Below are 25,125 nucleotides of genomic sequence, written 5' to 3'. Positions count from 1 at the left end.
GCTTGATAAGTACAAATCTTGAGGGGCGGAAGGCGCTGGTTCTCGGAGGAGGCAAGGGCCTCGGTTTCGGCGTCGCCGAAGTGCTCGCGGCGAAAGGCGCCGAGATCATCCTGGTCGGACGAGGGGAGGAGACCCTGGATGCGGCGCGGCGCGCGATCGAGTCCGCCGGCCCCGTCTGCTCGACCTTCAGCGCCGATCTTTCCGATAACGACAGCGTCTCCCGGCTGATCCGTGCCATCGAGGACGAGCATCAGCGGATCGACATCGTCCTGCTCAATGGCGGCGGCCCGCCGCCCTTCGCGGCCAGCGTCTTCGATGCGAGCGTCTGGGAGAAGCAGTTCACCAGCATGGTGCTGAGCCAGATGCGTATCGCCATTTCTTTCCTGCCAGGCATGCGGTCGCGGCGCTGGGGGCGCATCATCGCCGTTTCCTCCACGTCCGTCCGCGAGCCGATCCCCGGCCTCACCGCTTCGAATGCGTTGCGCGCGTCGCTTGCCGGCTGGGCCAAGACCCTGGCCGGCGAAGTGGCGGCGGACGGCGTCACCGTCAACCTGTTGCTGCCTGGCCGTTTTGCGACGGACCGGACGAAGCAGTTCGACGCGATGGACGCCGCCGACAGGGGTGTGGACGCTGCTGTGATCGCCGCCGAGAGTCAGGCCGAAATCCCGGCAAAGCGCTACGGGACCCCCGCCGAATTCGGCGCGGTTGCCGCATTCCTGGCCAGCGACGACGCCGCCTATATCACCGGCGTGGCTTTGCCGGTGGATGGTGGGCTCAGCCGCGGCATGCTGTGAGGGGCAGGCGGCGCGAATGCTCGCATCACACAGGAACGCCCCTCGTGCCTTTTATCTGCGCGGGGGGCGTCCTGTTTGTCGTCCGCCTCTCTCAAGATCGCTCTTTCAAGAACGGCTTTCGACACCGAAAGAATGCCCGCGGTGCCAAAATGGTTCCCGGCTGATTGGTTTTTTCGGCGGGCAATAGCCCGGCTTTCGCCGTCCGATGTGCTGGCGCGGGCCGCCGCCGCGCGTCTCCGCGAGTGTGGAAAATCAAAAAAATTGACACAACGCGCAAAGAAGTCTATAAGAATTTTGTCGATATTTGTTTGACCGACTTTTGTTATCCGCGTGCTTAGGCGCGCCTTTGGCGAACTTCCCCCATCAAAATCGAGACAAACGTTGTTGTGCATCCGCATGACGGCGAACGAATATTTGCCATGGAAAGGGTTCGTTATGAGCACAGGCACAGTTAAATGGTTCAACGCCACCAAAGGTTTTGGTTTTATTCAGCCTGACGACGGTTCTGCCGACGTTTTTGTCCACATCTCAGCCGTCGAGCGCGCCGGAATGCGCGACATCGTCGAGGGCCAGAAGCTTGGCTACGAGATGGTCCGCGACAACAAGTCGGGCAAGATGTCCGCCGACCAGTTGAAGGCGGCCTAAAACGGAATTCAGCCTCGCCGGTGACCACGGATGTACTGGCACCGGTGAATGGCAAATTCCAGCGCATGATCGCGGGGATGTTAAGTCCCCGCTCATGCGCATGAGAAGAACGTTCTTTGCGCGTCTCTCGGGATGCGCAGGCGCTCTTATGGAAGGTCAGGCGGTGCCTGGCCTTTTTCATTTTTGCGCTTCGACCGCCGAAAGAGCGCTGCTCGACGGCCCGGACGTGCTAAGGACGTTCCAGCAATTTGAAACCGGCTGCCGTATTGCTTTGTGCGGGATCCTGGCCGAAAGACCAGTCTCGCCACTTTTCGGCGGCGTGCTCCGAACCGGGAGAAAGACCTTGACCGCAACTTCAAAAAAACCCCGCGACCAGGCCGAATCCATTTTCAGCAAGACGCGGACCCAGTCGATGTCGCTCGACCGCATCAATTCCGAACGGGATGCCGTCAGCCAGGCCCGCGAAGCCAAGACCGCGCGGCTGCGCGAATTGCGCCTGGAGAAGGAAGCCGACGACATGGCGGCGGCGGTTGCGCTCGCGGCCTCGCCGAAACGCGCAGGCAAACGCTGATGGCCACCAAACGCGTGCCTCAAAAGGCGATCGCCACAGATTCGACCATCGCCGATGTCGTGGGCGAACTAGACAAGCCGGTCGAATATGTCCGGCGCGTGCTCGAAAAGCTCGAGCGCTGCAGGCGTGTCCACGGCGATGCCCAGGTTCGGCTCGGCGTGCGCGGTCGTGCCGAATGCCCCAACTATCTGATCGAATACGTCCGGGAAAACGCCAAGACCCGCGAGCGCGTGACCTTTCAGGATGCCGCCTACAGCGGCAGCACGCATCGCGAGCTGGCGCCTCGGCACATCGAGGAAGCCAGGAACTGGTCGCCCGAAGAAATGAACATCACGGCCGTTTCGGCGCTCATCGGCCGCCTTCGCAATCCGAATGCGCCATCATCGCGTTTCTCTGACGAGGATTGATATGGCAATCAAGTTTTCCGCCAAGGGCCAGCCGGCAGCGCCTGCTGCCGCCGTGAAGCCGGTCAAGCCGGCCGCCGCGCCAAAAACCGGCGAAGCCGCCGAAGCGGGCACCGATCTGTTCAGGTCGCCGGCGGAAGCACCGCCGCGCAAGCCCAAGAAGAAATAGCGCCCTTGCAGCAAAATGCCGACCGGAAATCTGCGCCAAGGCTGCTTGCCCTGGCGGTCGCAGAGGAGTTTTCGTCGCCACAAGAGGGCGCCGGTCCGATTGCCTTCGATTGCCAGACCTGTGGCGCCTGCTGCGCCTACTCGTCCAGATGGCCGCGCTTCTCCACCGAGGATGACGCGCAGCTCGACCTTATCCCGCAAAAATACGTGGCTGCCGACGAAGCCGGTATGCGCTGCGACGGCGCGCGCTGTTCGGCACTGTGCGGCGAGGTCGGCAAGTCGACCGCATGCGGCATCTACGACATCCGCCCCGACGTCTGCCGCGCCTGCATGCCGGGCGATGACGACTGCCTGATCGCGCGTCGGGCTCACGGTCTGCCGACGCTGTAATGACGGCCCTCGGGCTGGCGTCTCAGTTTGAATTTCGTCAATCAGATGGGCGAAAGTCGCTGCGGTAGAGGCCGGGCGATCGTCCGGTCAATCGTTTGAATGCCTGCGAGAACGACGGCACCGATTCATATCCGACGGCGCGCCCGATCTCGCCAATGTTCTGGTTCGTTTCCCGCAGAGCCTTGGCGGCAAGGTTCATCCGCCACCGGGTCACATAGGACAGCGGCGGCTGTCCTACCAGTTGAGCGAAGCGACGCGCGAAGGTGGCCCGGGACTGTGCTGCGCCGCTGGCAAGGGAAGCGATGGTCCAGGGATTGCCCGGCCGCTCGTGGATCAGGCGCAAAGCCTGCGCAATGCCTTTGTCGCGCAAGGCGCCAAACCATCCCCCTGTTCCGAGTGGCTGATGTTCGATCCAGGCGCGCAACAAGAAGATCAACGTGCTGTCGAGAAGGCGTGGGGCGACAATGTCGTGGCCGCCGAGATCGCCTTTCGCTTCGACCTGCAGAAGTTCCAGGGCAAGCCGCAGCGGCTCGCTGGTGTCGATCTGATTCCGGGTCAAATGAATCAGCGGAGGAAGCAGCGAAACCATCGGATATGGCCCGACGCCGTCGAGTGAATATCTCGCACAAAGAAGAGTTGTCGCGCCGCTCTCGCTTTTCGGTTCCAGTCCGCTCCGATTTGCGGAAAGGACGGCGGATATCGATGCCGTCGGTGCATCCGCCGGATTGCAAAGGGCATGCCCGATACCGCTCGCGACAAGGATGACATCTCCCTCGCCTAAGCGGATCGGCTCCCTTTCACCGGCTAACCGCAGCCAGCATTCGCCGTTCTGTATGACGTGGATGGCGGCATTCCTTGTCGGATCCACCGAAATACCCCATGGCCGATGCAGGGTCGCGCTGCCGATCATGGCGCTGCCAAATCTCAGCGAAGCAAGAACTTCGGACAAGGCGTCCATGAGAACCATCCTCCAACGATGAATAGGACGACGATATTAGACGATTGGATAAGAATCCAGGCGAATAGCGTATCGACCATCTCACAAGCGTGGCTGATTATGTTGGCAAGATCGGCCTGCGGACGCTCCTGTCCACAACAGGCAGAAGCAGGCACGGGAAGGAGCAAAAACATGCGTGACGAACCATCAAATCCAGTTCCAGCCAAGACCCATAATTTGCTCGACACCAACAAGGCGATCGTCCTGGACTTCATCGACAAAGCAGTAAACCAAGGCAACATCGAAGCTGCTTCGATGCATTTTGGCGAACGCTACATCCAACACAATCCGAACATTGCGGATGGTGCGGAAGGCTTCAAAGCCTATCTGCAGCAGCTCAAACAGTCATTTCCCCTCGTGAAGGGAGAGGTGAAGCGGATTTTTGCCGAAGGGGATTTCGTCATCGTGCACATGCACGCAAAACGCGAACCGGAGGAGGAGGGCCTAGCCATTGTCGACATTTTCAGGCTGAAGGACAGCAAGCTGGTCGAACACTGGGAAGTTCGGCAGCCTATAGCCGATAGCAAGCTGCACGCCAACAGCATGATCTGAATGCGCATAGGCTCTCAGGCTGACTTGTGCCCGCACGTTTCGCTGATTACGCTGCCGGCGGCAGGGCCAGCACCGGGAGACCATCCGTGAGCATCGAATTTCTGTTGACGTCGCTGATTGTCGTGGCTTCGCCCGGTACCGGCGTTCTCTATACGCTGAGCGCCGGGCTTTCGCGTGGTGCGCGCGCCAGCATCATTGCCGCTTTCGGCTGCACGCTCGGCATCATTCCGCACATGGCGGCCGCCATCACCGGCCTCGCGGCTCTGCTGCATACAAGTGCCGTCGCCTTCGAGACGCTGAAATATCTCGGCGTCGCCTATCTTCTCTACATGGCCTGGAACACGCTGAAGGAGAAGGGCGGCCTGAGCGTCGACGAAAATGTCGCGCCGCGCTCGGCCGGCAAAGTGATCACTTCGGGCATCCTCATCAACATCCTCAATCCGAAGCTGTCGATCTTCTTCTTTGCCTTCCTGCCGCAATTCGTCAGCACCACCGAACCGCATGCGCTGTCGAAAATGCTGGAGCTCAGCAGCATCTTCATGCTGCTCACCTTCGTGGTCTTTGTCGGCTATGGCATTTTTGCCGCGTCGATCCGCAGCCATGTCGTGTCGCGGCCAAAGGTGCTGACCTGGATGCGCCGTACCTTCGCCGGAGCCTTTGTCATGCTCGGCGCCAAACTGGCGCTGGCGGACCGTTAGACAGGAAGGTCGCGGGCAGCGCAAATCTATCCCTTCACATAGCCCATGGCCTCGACGATCTGCCCGTCCGCCACGCGCATCAGGTTGACGCCGCGCAGCGAATTGCCGTCGGCCATGCAGTAGCGCCAGCGGATCGTCGCCCGGTCGCCGGCGACGAAAGTTTCTTCGATGTCGAAGCGCGTGCCGGGTCCGGTCGCGATCGCCGACCACAGTTCGACGCAGGCGCCCTTGCCGATGCGGCGGGCGCCGTCCGGGGCCGGCGTGGTGTTCTCGATCACGCAATCTTCCGCCACCAGATCGTCGAGCGCCGACGGGTCGTGGCGCTGGAAGACGTCGTTGTAGCGCCGCATGATCTCGGCCGTTTCGGCGGAGCGTTTGGCTGCGGCGATGTCGATGATGAGTTCCTGTGTCATTGGATATTCCTTCCCTTCAGTGATCGGTAGCGGTTTCGATGAGGCGGGCCTTGAGCGTGATCACTGCGACGCCGGCCAGCGCCCGCGACACGAGGCAGCTCTCCTTGGCCGTCTGCGCCAGCCGCTCGAACTCCCCCGCCGCCAGCCCGGCGACGCTTGCCTCGGTCTCCAGCTCGATACGGGTCAGCGTCGGTCCGGCCGCGGTGGCGCCGAGATGCGCTTTCGCGATCGTGTGGATGCGCGCGGGAGTGTAACCTTCGCGGCCGAGGACGGCGCTCAGCGCCATCGAGAAGCAGCCGGCATGCGCCGCCGCAATCAATTCCTCGGGATTGGTGCCGGGACCGTTCTCGAAACGCGACGGGAACGAGTAGGCGCCTTCGAAGACGCCGCTGCCGAGCTTCAGCCGGCCCGAACCTTCCTTCAACGATCCCTGCCATTGGGCCTCTGCTTCACGAATGGTCATTGTGTCTCTCCTTTGATTTGAGGGGTCGATCAGATTTTGGGGCGGACCAGTCAGGCGCTGTCGACGACCACTTTCCCGAAGACGTCGCCTTGCTGGAAATAGCGATAGGCGTCGTTGGCCTCGTCGAAGGCGAACACCTTGTCGATGACAGGCTTAAGCCGATGCACCGAGATGGCGCGCAGCATGGCTTCGAGGTTGGTGCGATTGCCGACGAACAGGCGGCTGATGGTGGCGAGGCTGCGCTGGTAGACCGGGCCGGGGATCTGCACCGTCCCGCCTTTCGCATCCTGTATGGTGAGAAGCACGATGCGCCCGTAAAGCGCGCAGGCGATCATCGATTGCGCGAAGGTCGGCGGGCCGCCGGTCTCGACGACGAGGTCGATGCCGCCGGTCTGCTCGCGCACCGCAGCACCCCATTCCGGCATGTCGGCGGTCGAGACGACGAGGTCGGCGCCCAGCGCCTGCAGCCGGTCCAGCTTCTCGTTGCGCGAGCTGACTGCCACGACACGGCAGCCGAGCAGCTTGGCGAATTGCAGCGCAAATAGCGCGACGCCACCTGAACCGATGACAAGAACCCATTGGCCGGGCTTCGGCATTTCGGCCGCCGTCACGGCATTCCAGGCGGTCAGGCCGGCGCAGGTTAGTGTCGCCGCTTGATGCCAGTCGAGATGATCGGGAAGCCGCACCGCCCATTGCTCGTCGAGCACGGCGTATTCGGCCAGCATCCCGTCCAGCGTGCAGCCAAGCTGGTCGATCAGACCGGCATTGATGCGGCCGTCGATCCAGCGCGCAAAATAACTGCCGGTGACGCGGTCGCCGACGGCAAAGCGGGTGACGGCCTCGCCGACGGCAACGACTTCGCCGGCACCGTCGCTCAGCGGGATAACGCCTTGGCGCGGCGCCAGCGGGTAGGTGCCGTTGAGGATCATCATATCGCGGCGGTTGAGCGAGGTGGCGCGGACACGCACGACGATCTCGTGCGGCTTCGGCGTCGGCTGCGCCTCGTCGCGCATCACCAGGCACTTGATCCCGCGGGTTCCTTCAAGACGACAACTGCGCATCTGCCTCTCGCATATGTAGACTGATCTACATATTATATAGACCGATTGTCATATTCGATGCAAGGCCTATAATGCTCACTCCTGACAGAGGTTGACATGGCGAACGACACCCGCACCCGCATACTCGAGACGACCGGGCTGCTGCTGAGGCAGCGCGGCTACCACGGCACGTCGCTCAACGATATTTTGAGCGCCTCAGGCGCACCGAGAGGTTCGCTCTACTTTCACTTTCCGGGCGGCAAGGATCAGCTGGTCATCGAAGTGACGCGCGACAGCGTCGCCGATGTGACGCAGAGGCTGGACGCCGCGCTCGCTGCCGAAAAGGACCCGGCGGTGGCTGTCCACCACATCTACCAGTCGGTCGCGCGCATGCTGGAAGACAATCGGTTCACGCTCGGTTGCCCGATCGCACCCGTGGTGTTGGACTCGCCGATCGACATGCCGGAACTGGCCGAGTTGTGCCGGTCCGCCTTCGAGCAATGGATAGGCTTGCTCAGGGCGGCCTTCGTCAGGGCAGGGGTGCCCGAACGGCGCGCGCACGCGCTGGCATTGCTGGTCGAATCATCGCTTGAAGGACTGATGGTGATCGCACGCGCCACCCACGACCGCGCCCCGGTGCTGGCGGTAGCCGATGAGGTCGCGGCGCTGATTGAGGGGGCATTGCCGGCCAAGAGTGCCACCGCAGCGGTGCATTGACGTTTATGCCTTCATCGCATCGAAGGCGGCGCGGCGTTCCGCCAAAAGGGCCAAGGCTGCAGCTCGACGATTGATGTTCTGCGCCGCCGCGACGCCTGGAAGTAACGGCATGGTGGCCGAACAGACGCGTCCTGCGGGATATGCGCCTGCTTACTTGAGATCGGACGGCCTCTCAATCTCCGCCACATCAACGAAAAAGGGCGGCATCGCTGCCGCCCTTTCCGTAAGCTTGCGAGATTGGCTGGATTAGAAGTCCATGCCGCCCATGCCGCCCATGCCGCCGCCGCCCATGCCGCCAGGCATGCCGCCGCCAGCCGACTCCTTCTTCGGAGCCTCCGCGATCATGGCTTCGGTGGTGACCAGCAGGCCGGCGACCGAGGCCGCGTCCTGCAGAGCCGTGCGCACAACCTTGACCGGATCGACGATACCCATGGCGATCATGTCGCCATATTCGCCGGTCTGGGCGTTGTAGCCGAAGGTTGCCCCCTTGTTCTCAAGGATCTTGCCGGCAACGATCGATGCTTCCGCACCGGCGTTGGCCGCGATCTGGCGGGCCGGAGCCTGCAGCGCGCGGCGCACGATGTTGATGCCGGCGGCCTGGTCGGAGTTGGCGCCGGTTGCCTTGATGCTCAGCGAAGCGCGCAGCAGTGCGACGCCGCCGCCGGGAACGATGCCTTCTTCGACGGCCGCGCGGGTCGCGTTGAGGGCGTCATCGACGCGGTCCTTCTTTTCCTTGACTTCCACTTCGGTCGCACCGCCGACGCGGATGACGGCAACGCCGCCCGCCAGCTTGGCGAGACGTTCCTGCAGCTTCTCCTTGTCGTAGTCCGAGGTGGTCTCCTCGATCTGCTGCTTGATCTGGGCGACGCGGCCCTGGATTTCGGCCTTCTTGCCGGCGCCGTCGACGATGGTGGTGTTCTCCTTGGAGATCGACACCTTCTTGGCGCGGCCGAGCATGTTCAGGCCGACATTCTCGAGCTTGATGCCGAGGTCTTCGGAAATGACCTGGCCACCGGTGAGGATGGCGATGTCTTCCAGCATGGCCTTGCGGCGATCACCGAAGCCCGGCGCCTTGACGGCAGCGATCTTCAGGCCGCCACGCAGCTTGTTGACGACCAGCGTGGCCAGGGCCTCGCCTTCGACATCTTCCGAGATGATGACCAGCGGCTTCGAGGTCTGCACGACGGCCTCGAGGATCGGCAGCATGGCCTGCAGGTTGGAGAGCTTCTTCTCGTGGAGAAGAATGTAGGCGTCTTCCAGATCCGCAACCATCTTCTCGGCGTTGGTGACGAAGTAGGGCGAGAGATAGCCGCGGTCGAACTGCATGCCTTCAACGACTTCAAGCTCGGTCTCGGCGGTCTTTGCTTCCTCGACGGTGATGACGCCCTCATTGCCGACCTTCTGCATCGCTTCCGCGATCATCGAGCCGACCGACACGTCGCCATTGCCGGCGATAGTGCCGACCTGGGCAACCTCTTCCGAGGTCTTGATCTTCTTGGCGTTCTTGATCAGCGTCGCGACGACGTCGGCGACGGCGAGGTCGATGCCGCGCTTGAGGTCCATCGGGTTCATGCCGGCGGCAACCGACTTGTGGCCTTCCTGGACGATCGATTGTGCCAGAACGGTCGCGGTGGTGGTGCCGTCGCCGGCGATGTCGTTGGTCTTCGAAGCAACTTCGCGGACCATCTGCGCGCCCATGTTTTCGAACTTGTCCTCAAGCTCGATTTCCTTGGCGACGGTGACGCCGTCCTTGGTGATGCGCGGTGCGCCGAACGACTTGTCGATGACGACGTTGCGGCCCTTGGGGCCGAGCGTGACCTTCACCGCGTCGGCGAGGATGTTGACGCCGCGCAGCATGCGCTCACGAGCGTCGCGGGAGAATTTTACGTCTTTGGCAGCCATTTTTAGCTCCTGGCAGGGGCTTGGATTGAGCCCGAAGATTTAAACGAGGGTGAGGCCGATATTCAGCCGATGATGCCCATGATGTCGGATTCCTTCATGATCAGAAGGTCTTCGCCATTGAGCTTGACTTCGGTGCCCGACCACTTGCCGAACAGGATGCGGTCACCGGCCTTGACGTCCAGCGGGACGAGCTTGCCGGCTTCGTCGCGGGCGCCGGAACCGACGGCGATGATCTCGCCTTCCTGCGGCTTTTCCTTAGCCGTATCGGGGATGATGATCCCGCCCGCGGTCTTGGATTCGGATTCGACCCGACGAACGACCACGCGGTCATGAAGCGGGCGGAACTTCGACTTTGCCATTTTTTATTCCTCGATGAGAATGGTGAGAACAGTTCCTCCGTCCGGCGGCGCCGGACATGTGGTTAGCACTCATCTTGGGGGAGTGCTAACGTGGCGCTGAAATAGGCTGGCAGCTCGTGCGAGTCAAGGCGCCCGCTGGGCATAATCAGGACAATTGCTTCAAACGGATACTTGACCAAGTCAACTAAATCGCTGATCTTGCCGGGAGGAGGATGCCATGACCATTCATCATCACCCAGGCAAGGAGCGGATCGACGCGGTGCGGGCCTTCAACCGCTTCTACACCCGCCAGATCGGGCTGCTCGACGAAGGGCTGCTGAAAAGCACCTTCTCGCTGACCGAGGCGCGGGTGCTCTATGAGCTGGCGCATCGCGATGGCCTGACCGCCACCGACCTTGCGCGCGATCTCGGCCTCGATGCCGGTTATCTCAGCCGGCTGCTGAAGAAGTTCGAGGAGCGTGATCTGGTCGAGCGCGCCACGATCGAGGCGGATGCGCGGCGCTCATCGATCGCGCTGACCAAGGCCGGGCGGCAGGCCTTCGCGCCGCTGAACCAGGGTTCGCACGACCAGGTCGCGGCTTTGCTCGAACGGCTTCCAGTTCCCGAACAGGACAGGCTGGTCAAGGCCATGCAGACGGTGCAGCGTTTGCTGGGCGGAAGCGCCGAACCCAAAATTCCCTATATGCTGCGGCCCCTGCAAGTCGGCGACATCGGCTGGATCATTCATCGCCAGGGCCTGCTCTACGCGCAGGAATATGGCTGGGACGAAACCTATGAAGCGCTGGTCGCCGAAATCCTCGGTGCCTTCGTCAAATCCTTCGATCCGAAATGGGAACGCAGCTGGATCGCCGAGCGGGAAGGGGAGGTCGTCGGCTCGGTCTTCGTCGTGCGCCAGTCGGACGCGGTGGCGAAGTTGCGCCTGCTCTATGTCGAGCCGTCGGCGCGCGGCCTCGGCATCGGCAAGCGGCTGGTCGAGGAATGTGTCGGCTTTTGCCGCGCCAGGGGCTACAGGACACTGACGCTGTGGACCAACGACGTGCTCGCCGCCGCTCGCCACATCTATGAGGCTGCGGGCTTTAAATTGACCAACGAGGAGCGCCACCATTCCTTCGGCAAGGATCTGGTCGGCCAGAACTGGAATTTGGAGCTGTAGCAGCGCCGCAGAATTTCGAGCATCGGCCTGGGGCGGTCGCTCAGGTCGCAGGCTTAATGTTTTGGTTCAAGCGAAAGAAATTGGTGGGATCATACTTGTTCTTTAGTGCGGCCAACCTCGGATAATTCTCGCCGTAAGCCGCCAGAACCCGATCAGTGCCCTCTTCGCCGAGATTATTGGCGTAGACGCCGCCGGTCGAGAACGGTCTCATTGCATCCCACAGGTCGCGCGCCCATCGGATGTGCGTTCGTCGTCAGACGGATTGTCCCAGATCGATATCGGGAAGCAATCGTAAAGTGCATCTCTGTTGGCGTAGGGCGTTCCGTCCATCGGTACTCGCGAGATGGCGCCGCCAACCTGCTGCAGGACTAGAAGCGATTCGCTGGGTGCAGTCATGTAAGCCGCAAGCATGGTATCGATCGCCTGATCTGTGATTTCGCGCATGAACTGCGCCTTCCAGTAGTAGCGCCGCCCGCGCGGAAAGAGGCTGTCCCCGGCCGATTGGATTTGAAGATAGGGGACAGGAGCAATCCGGCGCTCAACTGGCGTGCCATACTCTCTCAGAGGTTGAATGATTTGCTGGCCTTCGTCGAGTGGGCCGATGTAGCACGCCGATATGCTGAAGAAGCGTTCGCCCGAGGGCGCCGTCACAAGTGCTGCATCCAGGCTCAGCTCATCCGGGGCGCCGCTCGAGAACGCACGATAGAACCGCATCGCTTCGCGTGCCTCTTCGTAGCGGTATAGCATCGATCCCGCGATGAGGAGCGGACCCACGGGATGGAGCTTGTATTCGAAGGTGGTGACTATTCCGAAATTGCCGCCGCCGCCCCGAATGCCCCAGAACAAATCTGCATTTTCGGCCGCGTTTGCCGTGACCAACCGGCCGTCCGCCGTCACGATTTCGACAGCGACAAGGTTGTCGCAGCTCAGTCCATGTTTGCGGCCAAGCTTGCCGAACCCGCCGCCGAGTGTCAGTCCGGCTATGCCGGTATCCGCATTGACACCCATGGTCGTCGCAAGACCATGGGCCTGTGTGGCTGCGTCGAACTCGCCCAGGTTTAGGCCGGCTTCTGCGCGCGCAACACGGCGGATCGGGTCGACTTCGATCCGCTTCATGCGTGACACATCGATCACCAAGCCGCCGTCGCATACCGAACTGCCGGCGACGTTATGACCACCGCCGCGGACGGCGACGAGGAAGCCTTGCGATCGGGCGAAGTTGACGGCCGTGACGACATCGCTGGATTCGGCGCAATAGAAGACAGCCGCCGGCCTCTTATCGACCATGCCATTCCAAACTCTGCGCGCCTGGTCATAGCCAGGGTCGTCCGGAAGGATCAGATCGCCGCGAATCGCCTGCCTGAGCCGGGCGATATCTGGCGCCTGCAACGTCGGCTCGGAACCGTCTATAAGCTTGAACATGCTCATCGAGGGATACCCTTCGTGATCCAGCACGGTTGGACAGGACGCTGTCGTTCACCGGATCATAATGATCTCATGCGGCGCCATTCGCTGCAAAATCGAATATCTCAGTCGCTGGATGAGCTAAATTCATCTAAACTGCCTGGATGAGAAAACTTCCGCCGCTCGGGTCGCTTCGCGCCTTCGAAGCCGCTGCCAGGCTGATGAGCTTCAGGAAGGCCGCGACGGAACTCGGAGTGACGCCAACGGCCATCAGCCACCAGATTCGATTGCTGGAGGAGGTCTGTGGGCAACTGCTGTTCCGGCGGCGCCCACGACCGCTCGTGCTCACAGGCGTGGGCGAACGGCTATTCCCGGTAATTTGCAGCGGCTTCGACGCTTTCGCTGCGGCAATAGCATCAGCCTCGGCCGGAGTTGGCCAACGCCCGTTGCGCGTGACGAGCCCAAATGCATTTGCCAGCCGATGGCTGGTTCCGCGCCTGTCGAAGTGGCGCGAACAGCATCCGAACATTCCACTGGAGATCATCGGGACAGACGCCGTTCTGGACCTGCGAGCCGGTGACGCCGACGTCGCGATCCGCTATGCGCGCAGGATGCCGCGGGATGTTCCCGCGCAGGAAATTTTTCGGGACGCATTCTTTCCGGTATGCAGCCCGGAGCTGTTCGCAGGAGGCGACCGACAGATCGAGCGCGCCGCCGATCTGCTGCAATACCCACTCATCCATTTCAATTGGACGAACCGCGACCCGGAAGCGCCGACTTGGCAACGATGGCTGGCGATCGCACGCTCGATCGATCCCAGCATCCCCAATGCCAACCAGGCATGGGACCTAAGCTTCCGTGAAGAGCTGCACGCGATTGACGCGGTAGCGGCAGGCCAAGGTATCGCTATCTGCAGCGATGTGGTCGTCAGTGGCGAACTCGAGGCTGGCAGGCTAGTCAAGGCACATGATCTCTGTCTGCCAGGCTATGGCTTTTACCTTGCCTGCGTAGCCAATCACCCCCGACAAGCGCATATCGAAGCGTTTTCCGCCTGGATGAGATCGATAGTCTGAGCATCTGAACGCCGATCTTCTGCATGCTCGTCACAAGCGCCCGGCGTAATAAATTGCTAACCACGATCGCCCTGCACCGACTGCCATGCACACATGCCGGCTTCTGGCACAATCCGGCTCCTTGAATTATGAGCACGCTTATTATATATGTCGCTCATGGTTTCCGACGGCATCGACAGATTGGGCTTTTTGATCCACGACGTGCAGCGCCTGATGCGCAAGCGCTTCGAGGCGCGCGCCAGTGGTTTCGGCCTTTCTTCGGCGCAATGGCGGCTTCTGGTACGTGTCGCCAAGGAGGCGGGTGTCGCGCAGGCGCGGCTTGCCGAGCTTCTCGAAATCGAGCCGATCAGCGTCTCGCGTCTTGTCGATCGCATGGAGGAGGGCGGCTGGATCGAGCGCCGTCCCGACGCAACCGACAGGCGAGTGCGCATGATTTTCCCGACCGCCAAGGCCAACGCGGCCTACACCCACGTCAAGAGCCTTGCCGGCGAGGTTTATGAGGAATCGCTCGTTGGCGTTTCGCCGGAAGATCGCCACGTCCTGGTCAGGGCGCTGGAGACAATGGTGCAGAATCTTGCAGATGGTGAGACGCCGCCCTCGGAAAAAGTGAAGAATACGGAAGGCGCAGCAGGATGAACGCGGTAGCCAAACTAGATGAGAATGCGGCCAAGCTGGAGATGGAAGCTCCCGCGAAGCCGGCGGCAGCTCCGGTAACGGTCGCTCCGCAGATAGCTCCGGCACCGGTGGCGCCGAAGAAGAAGCGCCGTGCCGGCCGCTTCCTTTTGATGTTTGTGCTGCCCGCTGCGTTGATCGCCGGCGGCAGCTATGTCTGGGTGACCGGCGGCCGCTATCAGGAGACCGAGAACGCCAATCTGCAGCAGGCCAAGGTGTCGATAGCCGCCGATACGGCGGGCCGCATCGTTCAGGTCGACATTTTCGACAACCAGTCTGTCAAGCAGGGCGACGTGTTGTTCGCTATCGATCCCGAGCCCTACCGGATCGCATTGGCCCAGGCCGACGCGGCGGTGGCCGGCGCACGGCTCAATGTCGAGCAGTTGCGTGCGGCCTACAGCCAGGCGCTGGCGCAGGAGAAGTCCGACGAAAGCCAGGTCCAGTACGCGCAGTCGCAATATGACCGCGCCGCCGACCTTGCCCAGAAGGGCATCAACGCCAAGTCGTCTCTGGACGAAGCCAAGAACGACCTCGACAAGGCGAAGCAGCAGCTGGCCGTGGCCCAGCAAGGGATCGTCAGCGCCAAGGCGGCACTTGGCGGCAATCCCGACATCGAGACCGACAAGCATCCAACGGTAATGGCGGCGCTCGCCGCACGCGACAAGGCGGCCTACGATCTGGTCCAGACTACGGTCAAGGCACCTGCCGACGGCATCATCAGCCAGGCCGCTTCGTTCAAGGTCGGCCAGTATGTCGGTTCGGGCACGCCGCTGTTTTCGCTGGTTGAGACCGGCGACACCTGGGTCGACGCCAATTTCAAGGAAACCCAGCTCACCAACATGAAACCCGGCCAGAAGGCCGAAATCATGGTCGATACTTATCCGGGCAAGACGTTCGAAGCCACCGTCAAGGCGATCGGCGCCGGCACCGGCGCCGAGTTCTCGCTGCTGCCCGCGCAGAACGCTACCGGCAACTGGGTCAAGGTCACGCAGCGCATTCCGGTCCGCCTGGAATTGACCGATGCCGACGCCAAGGCGGCGCTGCGCACCGGCATGAGCGCGACCGTCACGGTGGACACCGGCGTTTCCCGCGGGCTGCCGAGCATTTTCCGCCGCGCCACGGCAGGCGAGGCCAGGTAAAGAGGCCTGGTAGCGGCCGCATAGCAAACAGCGAGATGGATGCAGGATTGGTCCGAGGGAGGCGCAGGAAAAGTTGAATGCGTAGACGGGCTGCGCTGTAGCCTGCCTGAGCAGACAACGCCGCGCAGGATCTTCGGTCCTCAGGTTTCCGGGCGGCAGGCGCCCGCTTTGTCGAGACACTCAGTCGATGTAACCCCCACATCGATGCTCGCGTCCCACCGCGATGAGGGTCTCTCTACAGCGGGGCCTCGCCGTCCGGAAACCTAATGTACACGTTTTTGTTACCTGCTGGAAGTTTTACGTCATGAGCAGCCCAGAACCCTTTCGCGAAGTACCGCACCGCGGCCTGATCACAGTTGCGCTCATGCTTGCGACGATCATGCAGGCGCTCGACACGACGATCGCCAACGTTGCGCTGCCGACCATGACCGGCGATCTCGGCGCCTCCCCCGACAACATCAACTGGGTGTTGACCTCCTACATCGTTGCCGCCGCGATCATGACGCCGGTGACCGGCTGGCTGGCCGACCGCTTCGGTCGCAAGGAGCTGTTCCTGACGGCCGTGGTCGGTTTCACCGTCTTTTCAATGCTGTGCGGCATCGCCTGGAGCCTTGAGACCATCGTTTTGTTCCGGCTCATGCAAGGCGTGTTCGGCGCGGCCATCGTGCCGCTGTCGCAGACCTTCCTGCTCGACATCAACCCCAGGGAACGCCACGGCCAGGCCATGGCTATCTGGGGCGCGGGCATCATGCTGGGACCAATCCTTGGCCCGACGCTGGGTGGCTGGCTGACCGAGAATTTCAACTGGCGCTGGGTGTTCTTCATCAACCTGCCGGTCGGCATCATCGCCTTCCTTGGCATGGCCGCATATCTTCCCAGCGTCGCCCGTCGGGTGCGCAGCTTCGATTTCTTCGGCTTCACCATGCTCTCGCTCGGTGTCGGCGCGCTGCAGCTGATGCTCGATCGCGGCGGCGAGGTCGACTGGTTTTCCTCGATCGAGATATGGATCGAGCTTGGTCTTTCCATCACCGGCTTCTGGGTATTCACCATACATACGTTGACGGCGGAGCACCCCTTTATCGACCCCAAGATCTTCCTCGATCGCAATTTCGTCACCGGGCTGGCGTTCATCTTTGTCATGGGCGTGCTCATCCTGGCGAGCATGTCGCTGCTGCCGCCAATGCTGTCGACCATCTTCGGTTATCCGACCCTCACCATAGGCATCGTCCTGGGGCCGCGCGGTGTCGGCACGATGATCGCGATGCTGTTCGTCGGGCGGATCATGCACAGGATCGATGCCAGGATCCTCGTCGTCATCGGCTTCCTGCTGACCGCGCAATCGCTCTACACGATGTCGAGCTTTTCGCCGCAGATGGACAACTGGCTTATCCTCAGTTCCGGCGTGATCCAGGGCCTTGGAATGGGAATGGTGTTCGTGCCGCTGTCCACCGTGGCTTTCGCCACGCTCGACGCACGCTTCCGCACCGATGCAACGGCGCTGTTCAGCCTGGTGCGCAATCTTGGCTCGTCGATCGGCGTATCGGTGGTGACGGTTCTGCTGGTACGCAACACGCAGATCAACCACGCCGAGCTCTCGGCCTATATCAATCCGTTCAATCCCAACCTCTGGGCGGCATCGCCGGCAGCGGCGGGCGGCGATCCGACGGCGCTGTCGCTGATGGATCGCATGGTCAATATCCAGGCGATGATGATCTCCTACGTCAATGACTTCAAGCTGCTGATGATGATGACACTGCTTGCTGTCCCCTTTGTTTTCCTGCTGCGCAAGCCAAAGGCTGCGCCGCCCGCCGGTGGCGCGCCTGCCGCGCATATGGACTAAGTCTCACGGCTCCGGCACCGCGACCGGCTCACGGCTTCCGTTGCCTGTGCCGGTAGCGTCGGCGTTGAGCCAGGTTCACCTGCCATTAGTATATCCGGACCAATATGCAGTCGCTTTTGGGTTGAAGGCGAGCCTCCTTTGCCTGCCTCAAGCATCAGCGGGAGGAATTGTGTTTGGCCACGAAGTCATCCAGGCAAACCGCCGACGCGCCCGAATCCGCAAATTTGACGACGCTGGCACAACTGGCGACTGCCTCATATGAGGCCCTCGAGCGCGAGCTTCGCGCCACGATTGCGGCACTTCAGGACCAGGCACTGCGGTTCCAGACCGCGATAGAGAACATCTCGCAAGGCATCTGTTTCTTTGATGCCGATGAACGGCTGATCCTGTGCAATCGACGCTATGCGGAAATCTATCGCCTTGCACCGGAGCAATTGCAGCCGGGTGCGGCGCTGCGCGAAATCGTCGAGCGGCGCGTCGCTGTCGGAACCTCGGCAATGAATGCGGACGCTTATCTGGCGTTGGCCCGGGCAGTCAATTCGGGCACGGCTTCGGGGAACTGGACAGCGGAGCTCGCCGATGGCCGGACAATTCAGGTCTGCCATCAGCCGATGCCTGACGGCGGCTGGGTGGCCACGCATGAGGACATCAGCGAGCTCAGCGCCAACCGCTTGGTCGTCGACGAGCGTATCTCCTTGCAGACGCTGATCGACCTGGTGCCTGACTACATGTGGGTGAAGGACACCGAAAGCCGCTTCGTCGTCGCCAACCGAGCCATTGCGTCCGACAGCGGTCGAGACAGCACGAGCGACATGATCGGTCTGAGCGACTTCGACCTTCACGCGCCGGATCTTGCGCAGAAATTTCGCCTCATCGAGCAGCAACTGATGCGCGACGGACAGCCGATGATCGACGAGGAGGAGTTCGTCGTCGATGCGTCAGGCACCGGCAAATGGTTCCTGTCTACGAAACTGCCGTTGCGCAACGTTCAGAACAACATTTTCGGCCTCGTCGGCATTGCCCGCGACATCACTGCGCGCAAGCAGGCCGAAATTCTTCGCGACGGGCAGGCGCATATCCTCGAGATGATCGCAAAGAGCGCTCCCCTCGAAGACGTGCTCGAGCGGCTCATGCGTCTGGTCGAGTCCCAACTGGCGGGGATATTCGGTTCGGTCTTGCTGCTCGACAAGGATGGCAGCCACTTGCGCCACGCCGCCGCGCCGAGCCTGGCGAGAGACTACACCGACGCCGTCGACGGCGCCGCGGTAGGCCCAAGGGCAGGGTCTTGCGGTACCGCAGTCTATCGGCGCGAGCCGGTGATTGTCGCTGACATCATGCAGGATCCGCTTTGGCAGGACTATCGCGAACTCGCGCGACCACACGGTTTACGTTCATGCTGGTCGACGCCGATCCTGTCGCATCAGGGCGCCGTGCTCGGCGTTTTTGCGATGTATTCTATGACGGTGCGCGAACCGACCGAGGCCGAGACTCGCCTCATCGATTTCACCACGCGCATCGCCGGAATCGCCATCGAACGCAAACAGGCCGAAGACCGGATCCACTTCATGGCCAATCATGACGTGCTGACCGGGCTTCCCAATCGCGCCTTGTTGGAGGACCGGCTTTCACAGGCGGTCTTGTACGCCCAGCGATACGATCGCTGGGTGACGGTGGTGTTCATCGATCTGGACAATTTCAAATTCGTCAACGACACGCTCGGCCACAATGCCGGCGACGAGCTCCTGAAAATCGTCGCAAGTCGCATGGTCGACTGCGTCCGGGCGACCGATACCGTCGTGCGACTTGGCGGCGACGAATTCGTCGTCGTGCTTTTCGACCAGCCGGCGAACGTCGATCTCGTTTCCGAGACCTTGCAAAAGCTCAGGGCTGCACTCGCCGAGCCGGTTCGGCTCGGAGCGCATCTTGTGCGGGCGACGGCCAGTATCGGCATTGCCAACTATCCCAAGGATGGAACGGATCCCGATACGCTGCTGGCAAATGCCGATGCGGCCATGTATCGCGCCAAGGAGTTCGGCCGCGATAATTTCCAGTTTTACGCTCCGGAGTTCAACACCAGGGCGCATGAAAAATTCGTGCTTCAGGAAGAGTTGCGAAACGCCTTGGCGCGTTCGGAATTCACGCTGCTCTACCAACCGCAGGTGGACCTTCGGTCAGGTCGGGTTTTTGCGGTCGAGGCGCTGATACGCTGGAACCACCCAACGCTTGGCACGGTAATGCCGACGATGTTCATCCCGACCGCCGAGGAGACAGGTCTGATCGTATCGATCGGCGACTGGGTTCTGCATGAGGCGTGCCGGCAGAACAAAGCCTGGCAAGACGCAGGACTGCCGCCCTTGACCGTTTGCGTGAATGTGTCGGCGCGGCAATTCAGGGAGCGCAACCTGATCGATCGCATCGTCAGCGCGCTGAAGGACAGCGGCCTGGAGGCCAGGTATCTCGAGCTGGAGGTGACCGAGAGCCTTATCATGCAGGATATCGAGCTGGCGGTCGCCACCATGAACGCCCTGCAAAGCCTGGGTGTCCAGATCTCGATCGATGATTTTGGCACCGGCTATTCCAGCCTCAGCGCACTCAAGACCTTTCCCGTGGCGCGGCTGAAGATCGACAAGTCCTTCATCAAGGATCTCGCCGCCGACGAGAACGATCAGGCTGTGGCCAGCGCGGTGATTTCATTGGGGCAAAATCTCAACCTGAGGGTCATCGCCGAGGGCGTTGAGACAGATGATCAGGTGGCTTTCCTGCGCAGAAACAATTGCGACGAAATGCAGGGCTATCATTTCAGCAGGCCGATTTGTGCGCAGGACGTCGAGGAATTGCTCGGCGGCGGCCGCAAAGACTGACGGATCGGTCGCCAGCAGGCTTCTGCCGACCAAATGGCGGAAGTTATCTGCCGAGCACAAGGCACCAGTAGCGAAGCGTGCTGTCGCGGCCGTCGCGCACATAGGCGAGGCCGAAGCGGGTGAAGCGCGGGTCGAGCATGTTGCGGCGGTGGCCTGGCGAATGCACCCAGATATCAAACAGCTTCTGCTGGTCGAAGCGGCCTTCGGCGATGTTTTCGGCGGCAGCGCCGGCAATGCCATTGTCTTTGACGCGCGAGGCAAAGTCCTTGCCCCAGCCGGTGGTGTGGTTCATTCGGCCGCCGCGCGCCATATAGCCGGCCTGCTGCAGCGCCGCCTGCTCGAGCGGCGCATCGGGGACAAGCGGCCCGAGACCCGCCGAAGCGCGGATGCCGGCCAGCGTGCCAGCGGCGGAGGCAGAGACACCGGCGCCTTCGCCGGTGGGCAGCACGGTGGCGCAGGCGACGAGCCCGGCAAGGGCGCCAAGGCCGGCAGCTCTGAGCAGCACGCGCCTGCTTAGGCTTGGTTGGGCCTCATAATTTTCGATTTTCGTAACGGTCATGCCCGCCTGACATAACCGCGATCATGGCTTTTGCCGGGCAGGGCGGTGAAAATGCGTGATGATGGTTTCGACGTGATGGCACTGTGTCAGATTGATTTCACTGCTCAATCGAAACAGGCTTGCTCGGATGGCGGCATTCGCCCAGGCGGCTGTTCGGGCTCGATACGCCCAGGGGCTCGATACCCAGTCAGGCATTCACGGACCGAGAGTTTCTTTTGCCCCATCTTTGCGGCTTGACGAGCGCTGGCGAGGTATCCTCGGTTGCAAATTTTCTCTGGGGGATATCGCTTGCAGTGACGACCGGAGCGATTCGTACGCCTGAGCACCAAGCAGCCTCCGGTATTGGTCTTCGAGACGCTGATTGAAATCGTGGACGGTCCGGATCACCGCAAGCGCCGCGTTAGTTGCAACGATTAATTTGGCCCGTCGGTCGTTCGGATCATGCGAGCGCCGAACATAACCGAGGCGCTCCAGTTCATCGATCAACTCACCCATCGATGCTTTGCCAATGCCCGCACGCTCTGCGAGGACGCTGGGTCGGGTTCCCTCCGCGTCGATGTTGGCGAATACAGCGCCGTGTTTGGGCTTGATTGCCGAATGGCCGCTCTCCCGGAGAACCTGGACCAAAGCGCTCGCCGACGATTGATAAGCATAGAGAAGCAGAGACTGCGTGTATGGCTGATTATCCATCTTTCCAAACTTATATGGTGCCCATATAGTATGGCAACCGAACTATATGGCAGGAGGTCAGCATGGCTACCGGCAACGTCCGAACTGAAGGGGTGGAAAGTGTCGCGCACAGGCTGATCGAAGCTTGGAATCGTCACGATGCTCGCGCCTTTGCCGCCGTATTCGCGGCAGATGCCGAATTTACAAACGTCTTCGGTATGCAGGCGACTGGACGTGACAAGATCGAGCAGTTCCATGCCCCAATTTTTGAGAAGATGTTCAAGCACAGCCACCTATCCGCCGAAAGCGTGCGGAACAGGCTTGTTCGCCCTGATGTTGCCACGCTCGACCTGCGGTGGTCCATGACTGGCGCGCTCGATCCGATGGGAAACGAAGGGCCGCGTCGGCGCGGATTAATCAGCGTAGTGGCGACGCGGGATCATGATGAATGGTTGATTGCAACGATGCACAATATGGAACTTGGGGACGATCAAATGGCAAAGTCTCAGGAGAAACTTCAAGAGGATAAGTAGGCTCTTCATTCACGTCAGAATCGAAAGCGACAGCCATCCAGCATAGTCAAGCCGATCTGATCGGGCAATGAGATCGAACGGCGGGTCAGGTGATCGGGATTGGCGAGCTATGCTACAGGAGTTGGTGCTGGATGGCCCGTGCCTTGTCCGGTTTGGCCGACCACAATGGCGCGCCTCATAGCCGGTCGCCTTGGTCTTGCGGGATCTAATGTATGAACGGCTTGGAGCGCTGGGCTCTCGCCGGCAGTTCTTGGCGGCGCGGTGATCGCCGGTCGGCTATTCCGCCGCCACGAGTTTGGTTTCCGGCGTCGATGTAGCCCGGCTGGCCCGATCGTCCTCGGTATCTTCCCACCAATCGCCCAGGGCGTCGATGAGCGGCACAAGCTTGAGACCGGGCTCCGTCAGGTCGTAATCCACGTGTAGCGGATAGCCGGCATGCGCTGTTCGCCGCACAATCCCGGCTTCCTCCAGCTTGCGTAGTTCGAGCGCCAGGATGCGGTGCGACACTGTCGGATTGTCACGCCTCAGGTCGCTGAAGCGCTTGGTACCGTCCTTGAGATAATAGAGCAGCAAGGTGGGCCAGCGACCGCTGAGCACACGCATGGTCTCCTCGATCGGGCAGCGTGAGACGACATCTTTCATGGCGGGACCTGGTTACAGAATAGTGCGTAATTTACATGGGGCGACCAGCGTTTAGGGTCAAGTTTCGCTGCGCAGCGTGACCCCTAACATGGAAGAGAGAAAGAAATGGAACCTATTCTCCTTTACGGCTTCCCGCTGGGAAGTTCGATGGGGCTTGTCGCTGCTTTTGAACGCCTCGGACAGCCCTACCGCCTGTGTCGTGTCGACATGCTCGCTGAGATGAAGAACGACGCCTATGCCAGTATCAACGGCCGCCAGGAAACGCCGGTGTTGATCACGGACGAGGGCAGGGTGCTCACCGAGACCATGGCGATTGCCGCCTGGCTCGAAGCTCGCGATACGCAACGTCGTATCAGCTTTGAGTCTCGCTCGCCGGAAGCCGACCGGATGCACCAGCTGATGGCTTTCGTGAACACCGGTTTCACCGCCGCTTTCACCCCGCTCTGGGCTGCTTATGAAATGGAGCCGGCCGAACCGGTGCTGCTGGCGACCTTGCGTGACTTTGGCCGCAAGGTCGTTACCAACCGCCATGACCAGCTCGAGGCGATGATCCTCGACACGGATTTCCTGGTCGGCGACCGGCTGACGCTTGCCGATACCACGCTGATCGGCGTGGCGCGCTGGGCGGAGTTCCACCAGGCGGTCGACGGCGCCGCTTATCCCAGGGTGGCGGCGCTACGTCGCCGCATCGAAGCCGATCCGGCCGTGCGCTACGCGCTCGCTGTCGAGGCTGGCGAAAAGCCCGCCGGGTCAGGCGCTTGCCTCGGTCAGGTGCCGCTGGCCGAGGTGATCGATCGCTTCGCGGCCTAATCCGTTCGTTCAGCCGCCCGGCGCCCCGGCGCCGGGCGGTGGCGACAAGCACACCGAGATCCGCTATCATACGGGCGTTCTTGAAGTGGCAGCTGCGGGCGGCCATCCTGGCGGTGACCGCCCCGACACACGGGAGAAAGGTTATGGCCGGCTTTCATGTCATGGCGGACGCACGTGGAATGCATGTACAGCCCACGGTGCGCCGCATCAGCACCGAGGATCTGATCGATGCGCTCCGTCTCGGCGTAGAGGATTTCTGGGCCAAGCCCTCGCATTATGTGTTCCTGTGCCTGATCTATCCGGTGGTCGGCCTGATCCTGACGCAATGGACCTCGGGCTCGAACGCCATCCAGCTCATCTATCCGCTGATGTCCGGCTTCGCTTTGGTCGGTCCGTTCGCCGCTATCGGCCTTTACGAGATCAGCCGCCGGCGCGAGTTCGGCATGGATACATCCTGGTGGCATGCGCTCGACGTGCGCCACTCGCCGGCGCTGCCCGCGATTGCAGTCATCGGTATCATGCTGGTGGTACTGTTCCTGCTCTGGCTGTTCACCGCGCAATCGATCTACACCAGCCTGTACGGCAATCAGCCTCCGGCCGCTATCGTCGGCTTTATTCGCGAAGTGCTGACGACCAGCAAGGGCTGGACACTGATCCTGCTCGGCAACCTGGCTGGGTTCGCCTTCGCCGCGATCGTGCTGGCGACGACTGTCGTCGCCTTTCCGCTGCTGCTCGACCGCGATGTCGGCGCGGTCTCGGCAGTCGAGACGTCGGCAAGGGCAGTTATGACAAACCCGTTGCAGATGGCGCTGTGGGGCCTGATGGTCGCCGTGCTCCTGGTCATCGGCTCGATCCCGCTATTTGCCGGGCTTGCCGTCGTCATGCCCATCCTTGGCCACGCGACCTGGCATCTCTACCGCAGGGTGGTCGAACCGGAGCGGGCACAGCAGGTCAGGCGGCCGATGTAGGACCGATCAGCGTTGCGCGTCGGTTGCCATCTTGACGGCCAGCGCGGTCAGCACCGTGCCCATCATCCAGCGCTGGATCACCAGCCATAGCGGCCGCCCGGCGAGGAAGATGGCGATCGAGCCGGCCGTCACCGCGATGATGGCGTTGACGGTCAGGCTGATCGCGACCTGCGTGGCACCGAGCACCAGAAGCTGCGACAGCACGTGGCCCTTGCCGGGGCTGATGAATTGCGGCAGCAGCGACAGATAGAGCACTGCCACCTTCGGGTTGAGCAGGTTGGTCATCAGGCCCATGGCGAACAGCTTGCGCGGCCTGTCTTTCGGCAGTTCGCGGATCTGGAAGGGCGAGCGCCCGCCGGGCTTCACCGCTTGCCAGGCGAGCCACAGCAAATAAAGCGCGCCGGCAAGGCGCAGCACATCATAGGCAAAGGGCACGGCGAGCAGCAGCGCGGTGATGCCGAACGCCGCCGACAGCACGTAGAACAAAAAACCGAGCGCCACACCGCCCAGCGAGATCAGCCCGGCCTTCGGCCCTTGCGACAGCGAGCGCGAGATTAGATAGATCATGTTCGGGCCGGGCGTCAGCACCATGCCGAGGCAGACCAGCGCGAAGGCAAGGTGGTTGGCGGGTTCAGGCAAGAGCGCATCTCCGGGTGGGGACACTCACCACATGCTTCCATCACCCGCAA

Annotated in this window: 30 protein-coding genes; 18 read left to right on the top strand and 12 right to left on the bottom strand. The window is 61.7% G+C overall.

The genetic code is table 11. The features are described 5' to 3' along the window. Nucleotides 1–2 precede the first annotated feature (2 nt). From NKI67_RS16215 to NKI67_RS16190, 6 genes are all read left to right on the top strand, one after another. Nucleotides 3–794: an SDR family oxidoreductase gene (locus tag NKI67_RS16215; protein WP_280952103.1), complete on the top strand. Its 792-nt coding sequence runs from the start codon at nt 3–5 to the stop codon at nt 792–794. Between the two features lie 435 nt (nt 795–1,229). Continuing rightward, entirely contained in the window at nt 1,230–1,439 is a 210-nt protein-coding gene (locus NKI67_RS16210) for a cold-shock protein (RefSeq protein ID WP_010915421.1), read from the top strand. Between the two features lie 343 nt (nt 1,440–1,782). Then, nucleotides 1,783–2,010 (top strand): hypothetical protein, encoded by a 228-nt coding sequence (locus tag NKI67_RS16205; protein ID WP_023677608.1) that lies wholly within the window; start codon nt 1,783–1,785, stop codon nt 2,008–2,010. Beyond that, nucleotides 2,010–2,417 carry a hypothetical protein gene (locus NKI67_RS16200; RefSeq protein WP_023677607.1) on the top strand — a complete coding sequence of 136 codons (408 nt, stop codon included), beginning with the start codon at nt 2,010–2,012 and terminating at the stop codon, nt 2,415–2,417. Before NKI67_RS16205 ends, NKI67_RS16200 begins: the two co-directional genes overlap by 1 nt. A 1-nt stretch (nt 2,418) precedes the next feature. Further along, entirely contained in the window at nt 2,419–2,583 is a 165-nt protein-coding gene (locus NKI67_RS16195) for a hypothetical protein (protein WP_023677606.1), read from the top strand. 50 nt (nt 2,584–2,633) lie between these two features. Then, nucleotides 2,634–2,972: a YkgJ family cysteine cluster protein gene (locus NKI67_RS16190; protein WP_051406159.1), complete on the top strand. Its 339-nt coding sequence runs from the start codon at nt 2,634–2,636 to the stop codon at nt 2,970–2,972. Nucleotides 2,973–3,009: 37 nt separating this feature from the next. Here NKI67_RS16190 and NKI67_RS16185 read toward each other — a convergent pair whose 3' ends face one another. Further along, a complete protein-coding gene (locus NKI67_RS16185; RefSeq protein WP_023677604.1) occupies nt 3,010–3,930 on the bottom strand; it encodes an AraC family transcriptional regulator in 921 nt (306 codons plus the stop codon). 171 nt (nt 3,931–4,101) lie between these two features. Between NKI67_RS16185 and NKI67_RS16180 the strand changes: the two genes are divergently transcribed. Together NKI67_RS16180 and NKI67_RS16175 are read left to right on the top strand one after the other, a co-directional pair. Further along, nucleotides 4,102–4,521: a nuclear transport factor 2 family protein gene (locus NKI67_RS16180; RefSeq protein ID WP_352595758.1), complete on the top strand. Its 420-nt coding sequence runs from the start codon at nt 4,102–4,104 to the stop codon at nt 4,519–4,521. Nucleotides 4,522–4,607: 86 nt separating this feature from the next. Further along, a complete protein-coding gene (locus NKI67_RS16175; protein ID WP_352616803.1) occupies nt 4,608–5,219 on the top strand; it encodes a LysE family translocator in 612 nt (203 codons plus the stop codon). 26 nt (nt 5,220–5,245) lie between these two features. Here the strand turns inward: NKI67_RS16175 and NKI67_RS16170 are convergent, their stop codons facing one another. Genes NKI67_RS16170 through NKI67_RS16160 form a run of 3 tightly spaced genes read right to left on the bottom strand, consistent with a single transcriptional unit; the run spans nt 5,246 to nt 7,156 of the window. After that, nucleotides 5,246–5,632, bottom strand: a complete 387-nt coding sequence (locus NKI67_RS16170) for a nuclear transport factor 2 family protein (protein ID WP_352452751.1) — start codon at nt 5,630–5,632, stop codon at nt 5,246–5,248. A gap of 16 nt (nt 5,633–5,648) precedes the next feature. Then, nucleotides 5,649–6,095 carry an OsmC family protein gene (locus NKI67_RS16165; RefSeq protein ID WP_352622135.1) on the bottom strand — a complete coding sequence of 149 codons (447 nt, stop codon included), beginning with the start codon at nt 6,093–6,095 and terminating at the stop codon, nt 5,649–5,651. A gap of 50 nt (nt 6,096–6,145) precedes the next feature. Next, on the bottom strand, nt 6,146–7,156 hold the full coding sequence (locus NKI67_RS16160) for a zinc-dependent alcohol dehydrogenase family protein (protein WP_352622132.1): 1,011 nt from the start codon (nt 7,154–7,156) through the stop codon (nt 6,146–6,148). Between the two features lie 96 nt (nt 7,157–7,252). On the opposite strand from NKI67_RS16160, the gene NKI67_RS16155 reads away from it, so the two are divergent. Then, nucleotides 7,253–7,852, top strand: a complete 600-nt coding sequence (locus NKI67_RS16155; protein WP_352517833.1) for a TetR/AcrR family transcriptional regulator — start codon at nt 7,253–7,255, stop codon at nt 7,850–7,852. Nucleotides 7,853–8,098: 246 nt separating this feature from the next. Here NKI67_RS16155 and groL read toward each other — a convergent pair whose 3' ends face one another. Continuing rightward, nucleotides 8,099–9,754: a chaperonin GroEL gene (gene groL, locus NKI67_RS16150; protein ID WP_352541606.1), complete on the bottom strand. Its 1,656-nt coding sequence runs from the start codon at nt 9,752–9,754 to the stop codon at nt 8,099–8,101. 62 nt (nt 9,755–9,816) lie between these two features. Continuing rightward, the gene (groES, locus tag NKI67_RS16145; RefSeq protein WP_006203049.1) at nt 9,817–10,113 is read right to left on the bottom strand and encodes a co-chaperone GroES; all 297 of its coding nucleotides are present in this window, start codon (nt 10,111–10,113) and stop codon (nt 9,817–9,819) included. Nucleotides 10,114–10,330: 217 nt separating this feature from the next. Between groES and NKI67_RS16140 the strand changes: the two genes are divergently transcribed. Next, nucleotides 10,331–11,266, top strand: coding sequence for a bifunctional helix-turn-helix transcriptional regulator/GNAT family N-acetyltransferase (locus tag NKI67_RS16140; protein ID WP_352569757.1), 936 nt, complete (start codon nt 10,331–10,333; stop codon nt 11,264–11,266). Nucleotides 11,267–11,306: 40 nt separating this feature from the next. On the opposite strand, the gene NKI67_RS16135 is transcribed toward NKI67_RS16140, so the two are convergent. Together NKI67_RS16135 and NKI67_RS16130 are read right to left on the bottom strand one after the other, a co-directional pair. Continuing rightward, a complete protein-coding gene (locus tag NKI67_RS16135; RefSeq protein WP_352645959.1) occupies nt 11,307–11,477 on the bottom strand; it encodes a BBE domain-containing protein in 171 nt (56 codons plus the stop codon). After that, a complete protein-coding gene (locus NKI67_RS16130) occupies nt 11,474–12,694 on the bottom strand; it encodes an FAD-binding oxidoreductase (protein WP_352645957.1) in 1,221 nt (406 codons plus the stop codon). The genes NKI67_RS16135 and NKI67_RS16130 overlap by 4 nt, the downstream gene beginning before the upstream one ends. A gap of 140 nt (nt 12,695–12,834) precedes the next feature. Here NKI67_RS16130 and NKI67_RS16125 point away from each other — a divergent pair, with 140 nt between their 5' ends. The 5 genes from NKI67_RS16125 (at nt 12,835) to NKI67_RS16105 (ending at nt 20,255) form a co-directional block, all read left to right on the top strand. Continuing rightward, the gene (locus NKI67_RS16125; RefSeq protein WP_352517858.1) at nt 12,835–13,743 is read left to right on the top strand and encodes a LysR substrate-binding domain-containing protein; all 909 of its coding nucleotides are present in this window, start codon (nt 12,835–12,837) and stop codon (nt 13,741–13,743) included. A 156-nt stretch (nt 13,744–13,899) separates the two neighbouring features. After that, nucleotides 13,900–14,379, top strand: a complete 480-nt coding sequence (locus tag NKI67_RS16120) for a MarR family winged helix-turn-helix transcriptional regulator (protein WP_352646025.1) — start codon at nt 13,900–13,902, stop codon at nt 14,377–14,379. Then, on the top strand, nt 14,376–15,554 hold the full coding sequence (locus NKI67_RS16115; protein WP_352453709.1) for an HlyD family secretion protein: 1,179 nt from the start codon (nt 14,376–14,378) through the stop codon (nt 15,552–15,554). The genes NKI67_RS16120 and NKI67_RS16115 overlap by 4 nt, the downstream gene beginning before the upstream one ends. Before the next feature lie 304 nt (nt 15,555–15,858). Next, complete coding sequence (locus NKI67_RS16110) at nt 15,859–17,394, top strand: DHA2 family efflux MFS transporter permease subunit (RefSeq protein WP_352517860.1); 1,536 nt, start codon at nt 15,859–15,861, stop codon at nt 17,392–17,394. Nucleotides 17,395–17,567: 173 nt separating this feature from the next. After that, nucleotides 17,568–20,255: an EAL domain-containing protein gene (locus NKI67_RS16105; protein WP_352645954.1), complete on the top strand. Its 2,688-nt coding sequence runs from the start codon at nt 17,568–17,570 to the stop codon at nt 20,253–20,255. Nucleotides 20,256–20,298: 43 nt separating this feature from the next. Here NKI67_RS16105 and NKI67_RS16100 read toward each other — a convergent pair whose 3' ends face one another. Together NKI67_RS16100 and NKI67_RS16095 are read right to left on the bottom strand one after the other, a co-directional pair. Next, the gene (locus NKI67_RS16100; protein WP_023674330.1) at nt 20,299–20,814 is read right to left on the bottom strand and encodes a CAP domain-containing protein; all 516 of its coding nucleotides are present in this window, start codon (nt 20,812–20,814) and stop codon (nt 20,299–20,301) included. Between the two features lie 195 nt (nt 20,815–21,009). Next, nucleotides 21,010–21,504: a MarR family winged helix-turn-helix transcriptional regulator gene (locus tag NKI67_RS16095; protein ID WP_051406070.1), complete on the bottom strand. Its 495-nt coding sequence runs from the start codon at nt 21,502–21,504 to the stop codon at nt 21,010–21,012. 62 nt (nt 21,505–21,566) lie between these two features. Here NKI67_RS16095 and NKI67_RS16090 point away from each other — a divergent pair, with 62 nt between their 5' ends. Further along, entirely contained in the window at nt 21,567–22,016 is a 450-nt protein-coding gene (locus NKI67_RS16090; protein WP_352645952.1) for an SgcJ/EcaC family oxidoreductase, read from the top strand. Nucleotides 22,017–22,292: 276 nt separating this feature from the next. Here NKI67_RS16090 and NKI67_RS16085 read toward each other — a convergent pair whose 3' ends face one another. Then, nucleotides 22,293–22,658 (bottom strand): winged helix-turn-helix transcriptional regulator, encoded by a 366-nt coding sequence (locus NKI67_RS16085; RefSeq protein WP_023674333.1) that lies wholly within the window; start codon nt 22,656–22,658, stop codon nt 22,293–22,295. Between the two features lie 105 nt (nt 22,659–22,763). Here NKI67_RS16085 and NKI67_RS16080 point away from each other — a divergent pair, with 105 nt between their 5' ends. Together NKI67_RS16080 and NKI67_RS16075 are read left to right on the top strand one after the other, a co-directional pair. Continuing rightward, nucleotides 22,764–23,468 carry a glutathione S-transferase family protein gene (locus NKI67_RS16080; protein WP_352593002.1) on the top strand — a complete coding sequence of 235 codons (705 nt, stop codon included), beginning with the start codon at nt 22,764–22,766 and terminating at the stop codon, nt 23,466–23,468. 143 nt (nt 23,469–23,611) lie between these two features. Further along, complete coding sequence (locus NKI67_RS16075; RefSeq protein ID WP_352645950.1) at nt 23,612–24,436, top strand: DUF2189 domain-containing protein; 825 nt, start codon at nt 23,612–23,614, stop codon at nt 24,434–24,436. Nucleotides 24,437–24,442: 6 nt separating this feature from the next. Here the strand turns inward: NKI67_RS16075 and NKI67_RS16070 are convergent, their stop codons facing one another. After that, the gene (locus NKI67_RS16070) at nt 24,443–25,075 is read right to left on the bottom strand and encodes a LysE family translocator (RefSeq protein ID WP_023674336.1); all 633 of its coding nucleotides are present in this window, start codon (nt 25,073–25,075) and stop codon (nt 24,443–24,445) included. Between the last annotated feature and the right edge of the window lie 50 nt (nt 25,076–25,125).

This window comes from Mesorhizobium sp. M0408, assembly GCF_040321495.1.
Taxonomy (GTDB): domain Bacteria; phylum Pseudomonadota; class Alphaproteobacteria; order Rhizobiales; family Rhizobiaceae; genus Mesorhizobium.
This window is presented reverse-complemented; position numbering and strand designations above follow the sequence as displayed.

What these genes read in the sequence shown, in the direction of transcription:
- NKI67_RS16210 (WP_010915421.1), top strand. Translation starts at nt 1,230, where the DNA reads ATGAGCACAGGCACAGTTAAATGGTTCAACGCCACCAAAGGTTTTGGT.
- NKI67_RS16200 (WP_023677607.1), top strand. Translation starts at nt 2,010, where the DNA reads ATGGCCACCAAACGCGTGCCTCAAAAGGCGATCGCCACAGATTCGACC.
- NKI67_RS16195 (WP_023677606.1), top strand. Translation starts at nt 2,419, where the DNA reads ATGGCAATCAAGTTTTCCGCCAAGGGCCAGCCGGCAGCGCCTGCTGCC.
- NKI67_RS16185 (WP_023677604.1), bottom strand. Translation starts at nt 3,930, where the DNA reads ATGGACGCCTTGTCCGAAGTTCTTGCTTCGCTGAGATTTGGCAGCGCC.
- NKI67_RS16180 (WP_352595758.1), top strand. Translation starts at nt 4,102, where the DNA reads ATGCGTGACGAACCATCAAATCCAGTTCCAGCCAAGACCCATAATTTG.
- NKI67_RS16170 (WP_352452751.1), bottom strand. Translation starts at nt 5,632, where the DNA reads ATGACACAGGAACTCATCATCGACATCGCCGCAGCCAAACGCTCCGCC.
- NKI67_RS16165 (WP_352622135.1), bottom strand. Translation starts at nt 6,095, where the DNA reads ATGACCATTCGTGAAGCAGAGGCCCAATGGCAGGGATCGTTGAAGGAA.
- NKI67_RS16160 (WP_352622132.1), bottom strand. Translation starts at nt 7,156, where the DNA reads ATGCGCAGTTGTCGTCTTGAAGGAACCCGCGGGATCAAGTGCCTGGTG.
- NKI67_RS16155 (WP_352517833.1), top strand. Translation starts at nt 7,253, where the DNA reads ATGGCGAACGACACCCGCACCCGCATACTCGAGACGACCGGGCTGCTG.
- groL (WP_352541606.1), bottom strand. Translation starts at nt 9,754, where the DNA reads ATGGCTGCCAAAGACGTAAAATTCTCCCGCGACGCTCGTGAGCGCATG.
- groES (WP_006203049.1), bottom strand. Translation starts at nt 10,113, where the DNA reads ATGGCAAAGTCGAAGTTCCGCCCGCTTCATGACCGCGTGGTCGTTCGT.
- NKI67_RS16140 (WP_352569757.1), top strand. Translation starts at nt 10,331, where the DNA reads ATGACCATTCATCATCACCCAGGCAAGGAGCGGATCGACGCGGTGCGG.
- NKI67_RS16135 (WP_352645959.1), bottom strand. Translation starts at nt 11,477, where the DNA reads ATGAGACCGTTCTCGACCGGCGGCGTCTACGCCAATAATCTCGGCGAA.
- NKI67_RS16130 (WP_352645957.1), bottom strand. Translation starts at nt 12,694, where the DNA reads ATGAGCATGTTCAAGCTTATAGACGGTTCCGAGCCGACGTTGCAGGCG.
- NKI67_RS16125 (WP_352517858.1), top strand. Translation starts at nt 12,835, where the DNA reads ATGAGAAAACTTCCGCCGCTCGGGTCGCTTCGCGCCTTCGAAGCCGCT.
- NKI67_RS16120 (WP_352646025.1), top strand. Translation starts at nt 13,900, where the DNA reads ATGGTTTCCGACGGCATCGACAGATTGGGCTTTTTGATCCACGACGTG.
- NKI67_RS16115 (WP_352453709.1), top strand. Translation starts at nt 14,376, where the DNA reads ATGAACGCGGTAGCCAAACTAGATGAGAATGCGGCCAAGCTGGAGATG.
- NKI67_RS16110 (WP_352517860.1), top strand. Translation starts at nt 15,859, where the DNA reads ATGAGCAGCCCAGAACCCTTTCGCGAAGTACCGCACCGCGGCCTGATC.
- NKI67_RS16100 (WP_023674330.1), bottom strand. Translation starts at nt 20,814, where the DNA reads ATGACCGTTACGAAAATCGAAAATTATGAGGCCCAACCAAGCCTAAGC.
- NKI67_RS16095 (WP_051406070.1), bottom strand. Translation starts at nt 21,504, where the DNA reads ATGGATAATCAGCCATACACGCAGTCTCTGCTTCTCTATGCTTATCAA.
- NKI67_RS16090 (WP_352645952.1), top strand. Translation starts at nt 21,567, where the DNA reads ATGGCTACCGGCAACGTCCGAACTGAAGGGGTGGAAAGTGTCGCGCAC.
- NKI67_RS16085 (WP_023674333.1), bottom strand. Translation starts at nt 22,658, where the DNA reads ATGAAAGATGTCGTCTCACGCTGCCCGATCGAGGAGACCATGCGTGTG.
- NKI67_RS16080 (WP_352593002.1), top strand. Translation starts at nt 22,764, where the DNA reads ATGGAACCTATTCTCCTTTACGGCTTCCCGCTGGGAAGTTCGATGGGG.
- NKI67_RS16075 (WP_352645950.1), top strand. Translation starts at nt 23,612, where the DNA reads ATGGCCGGCTTTCATGTCATGGCGGACGCACGTGGAATGCATGTACAG.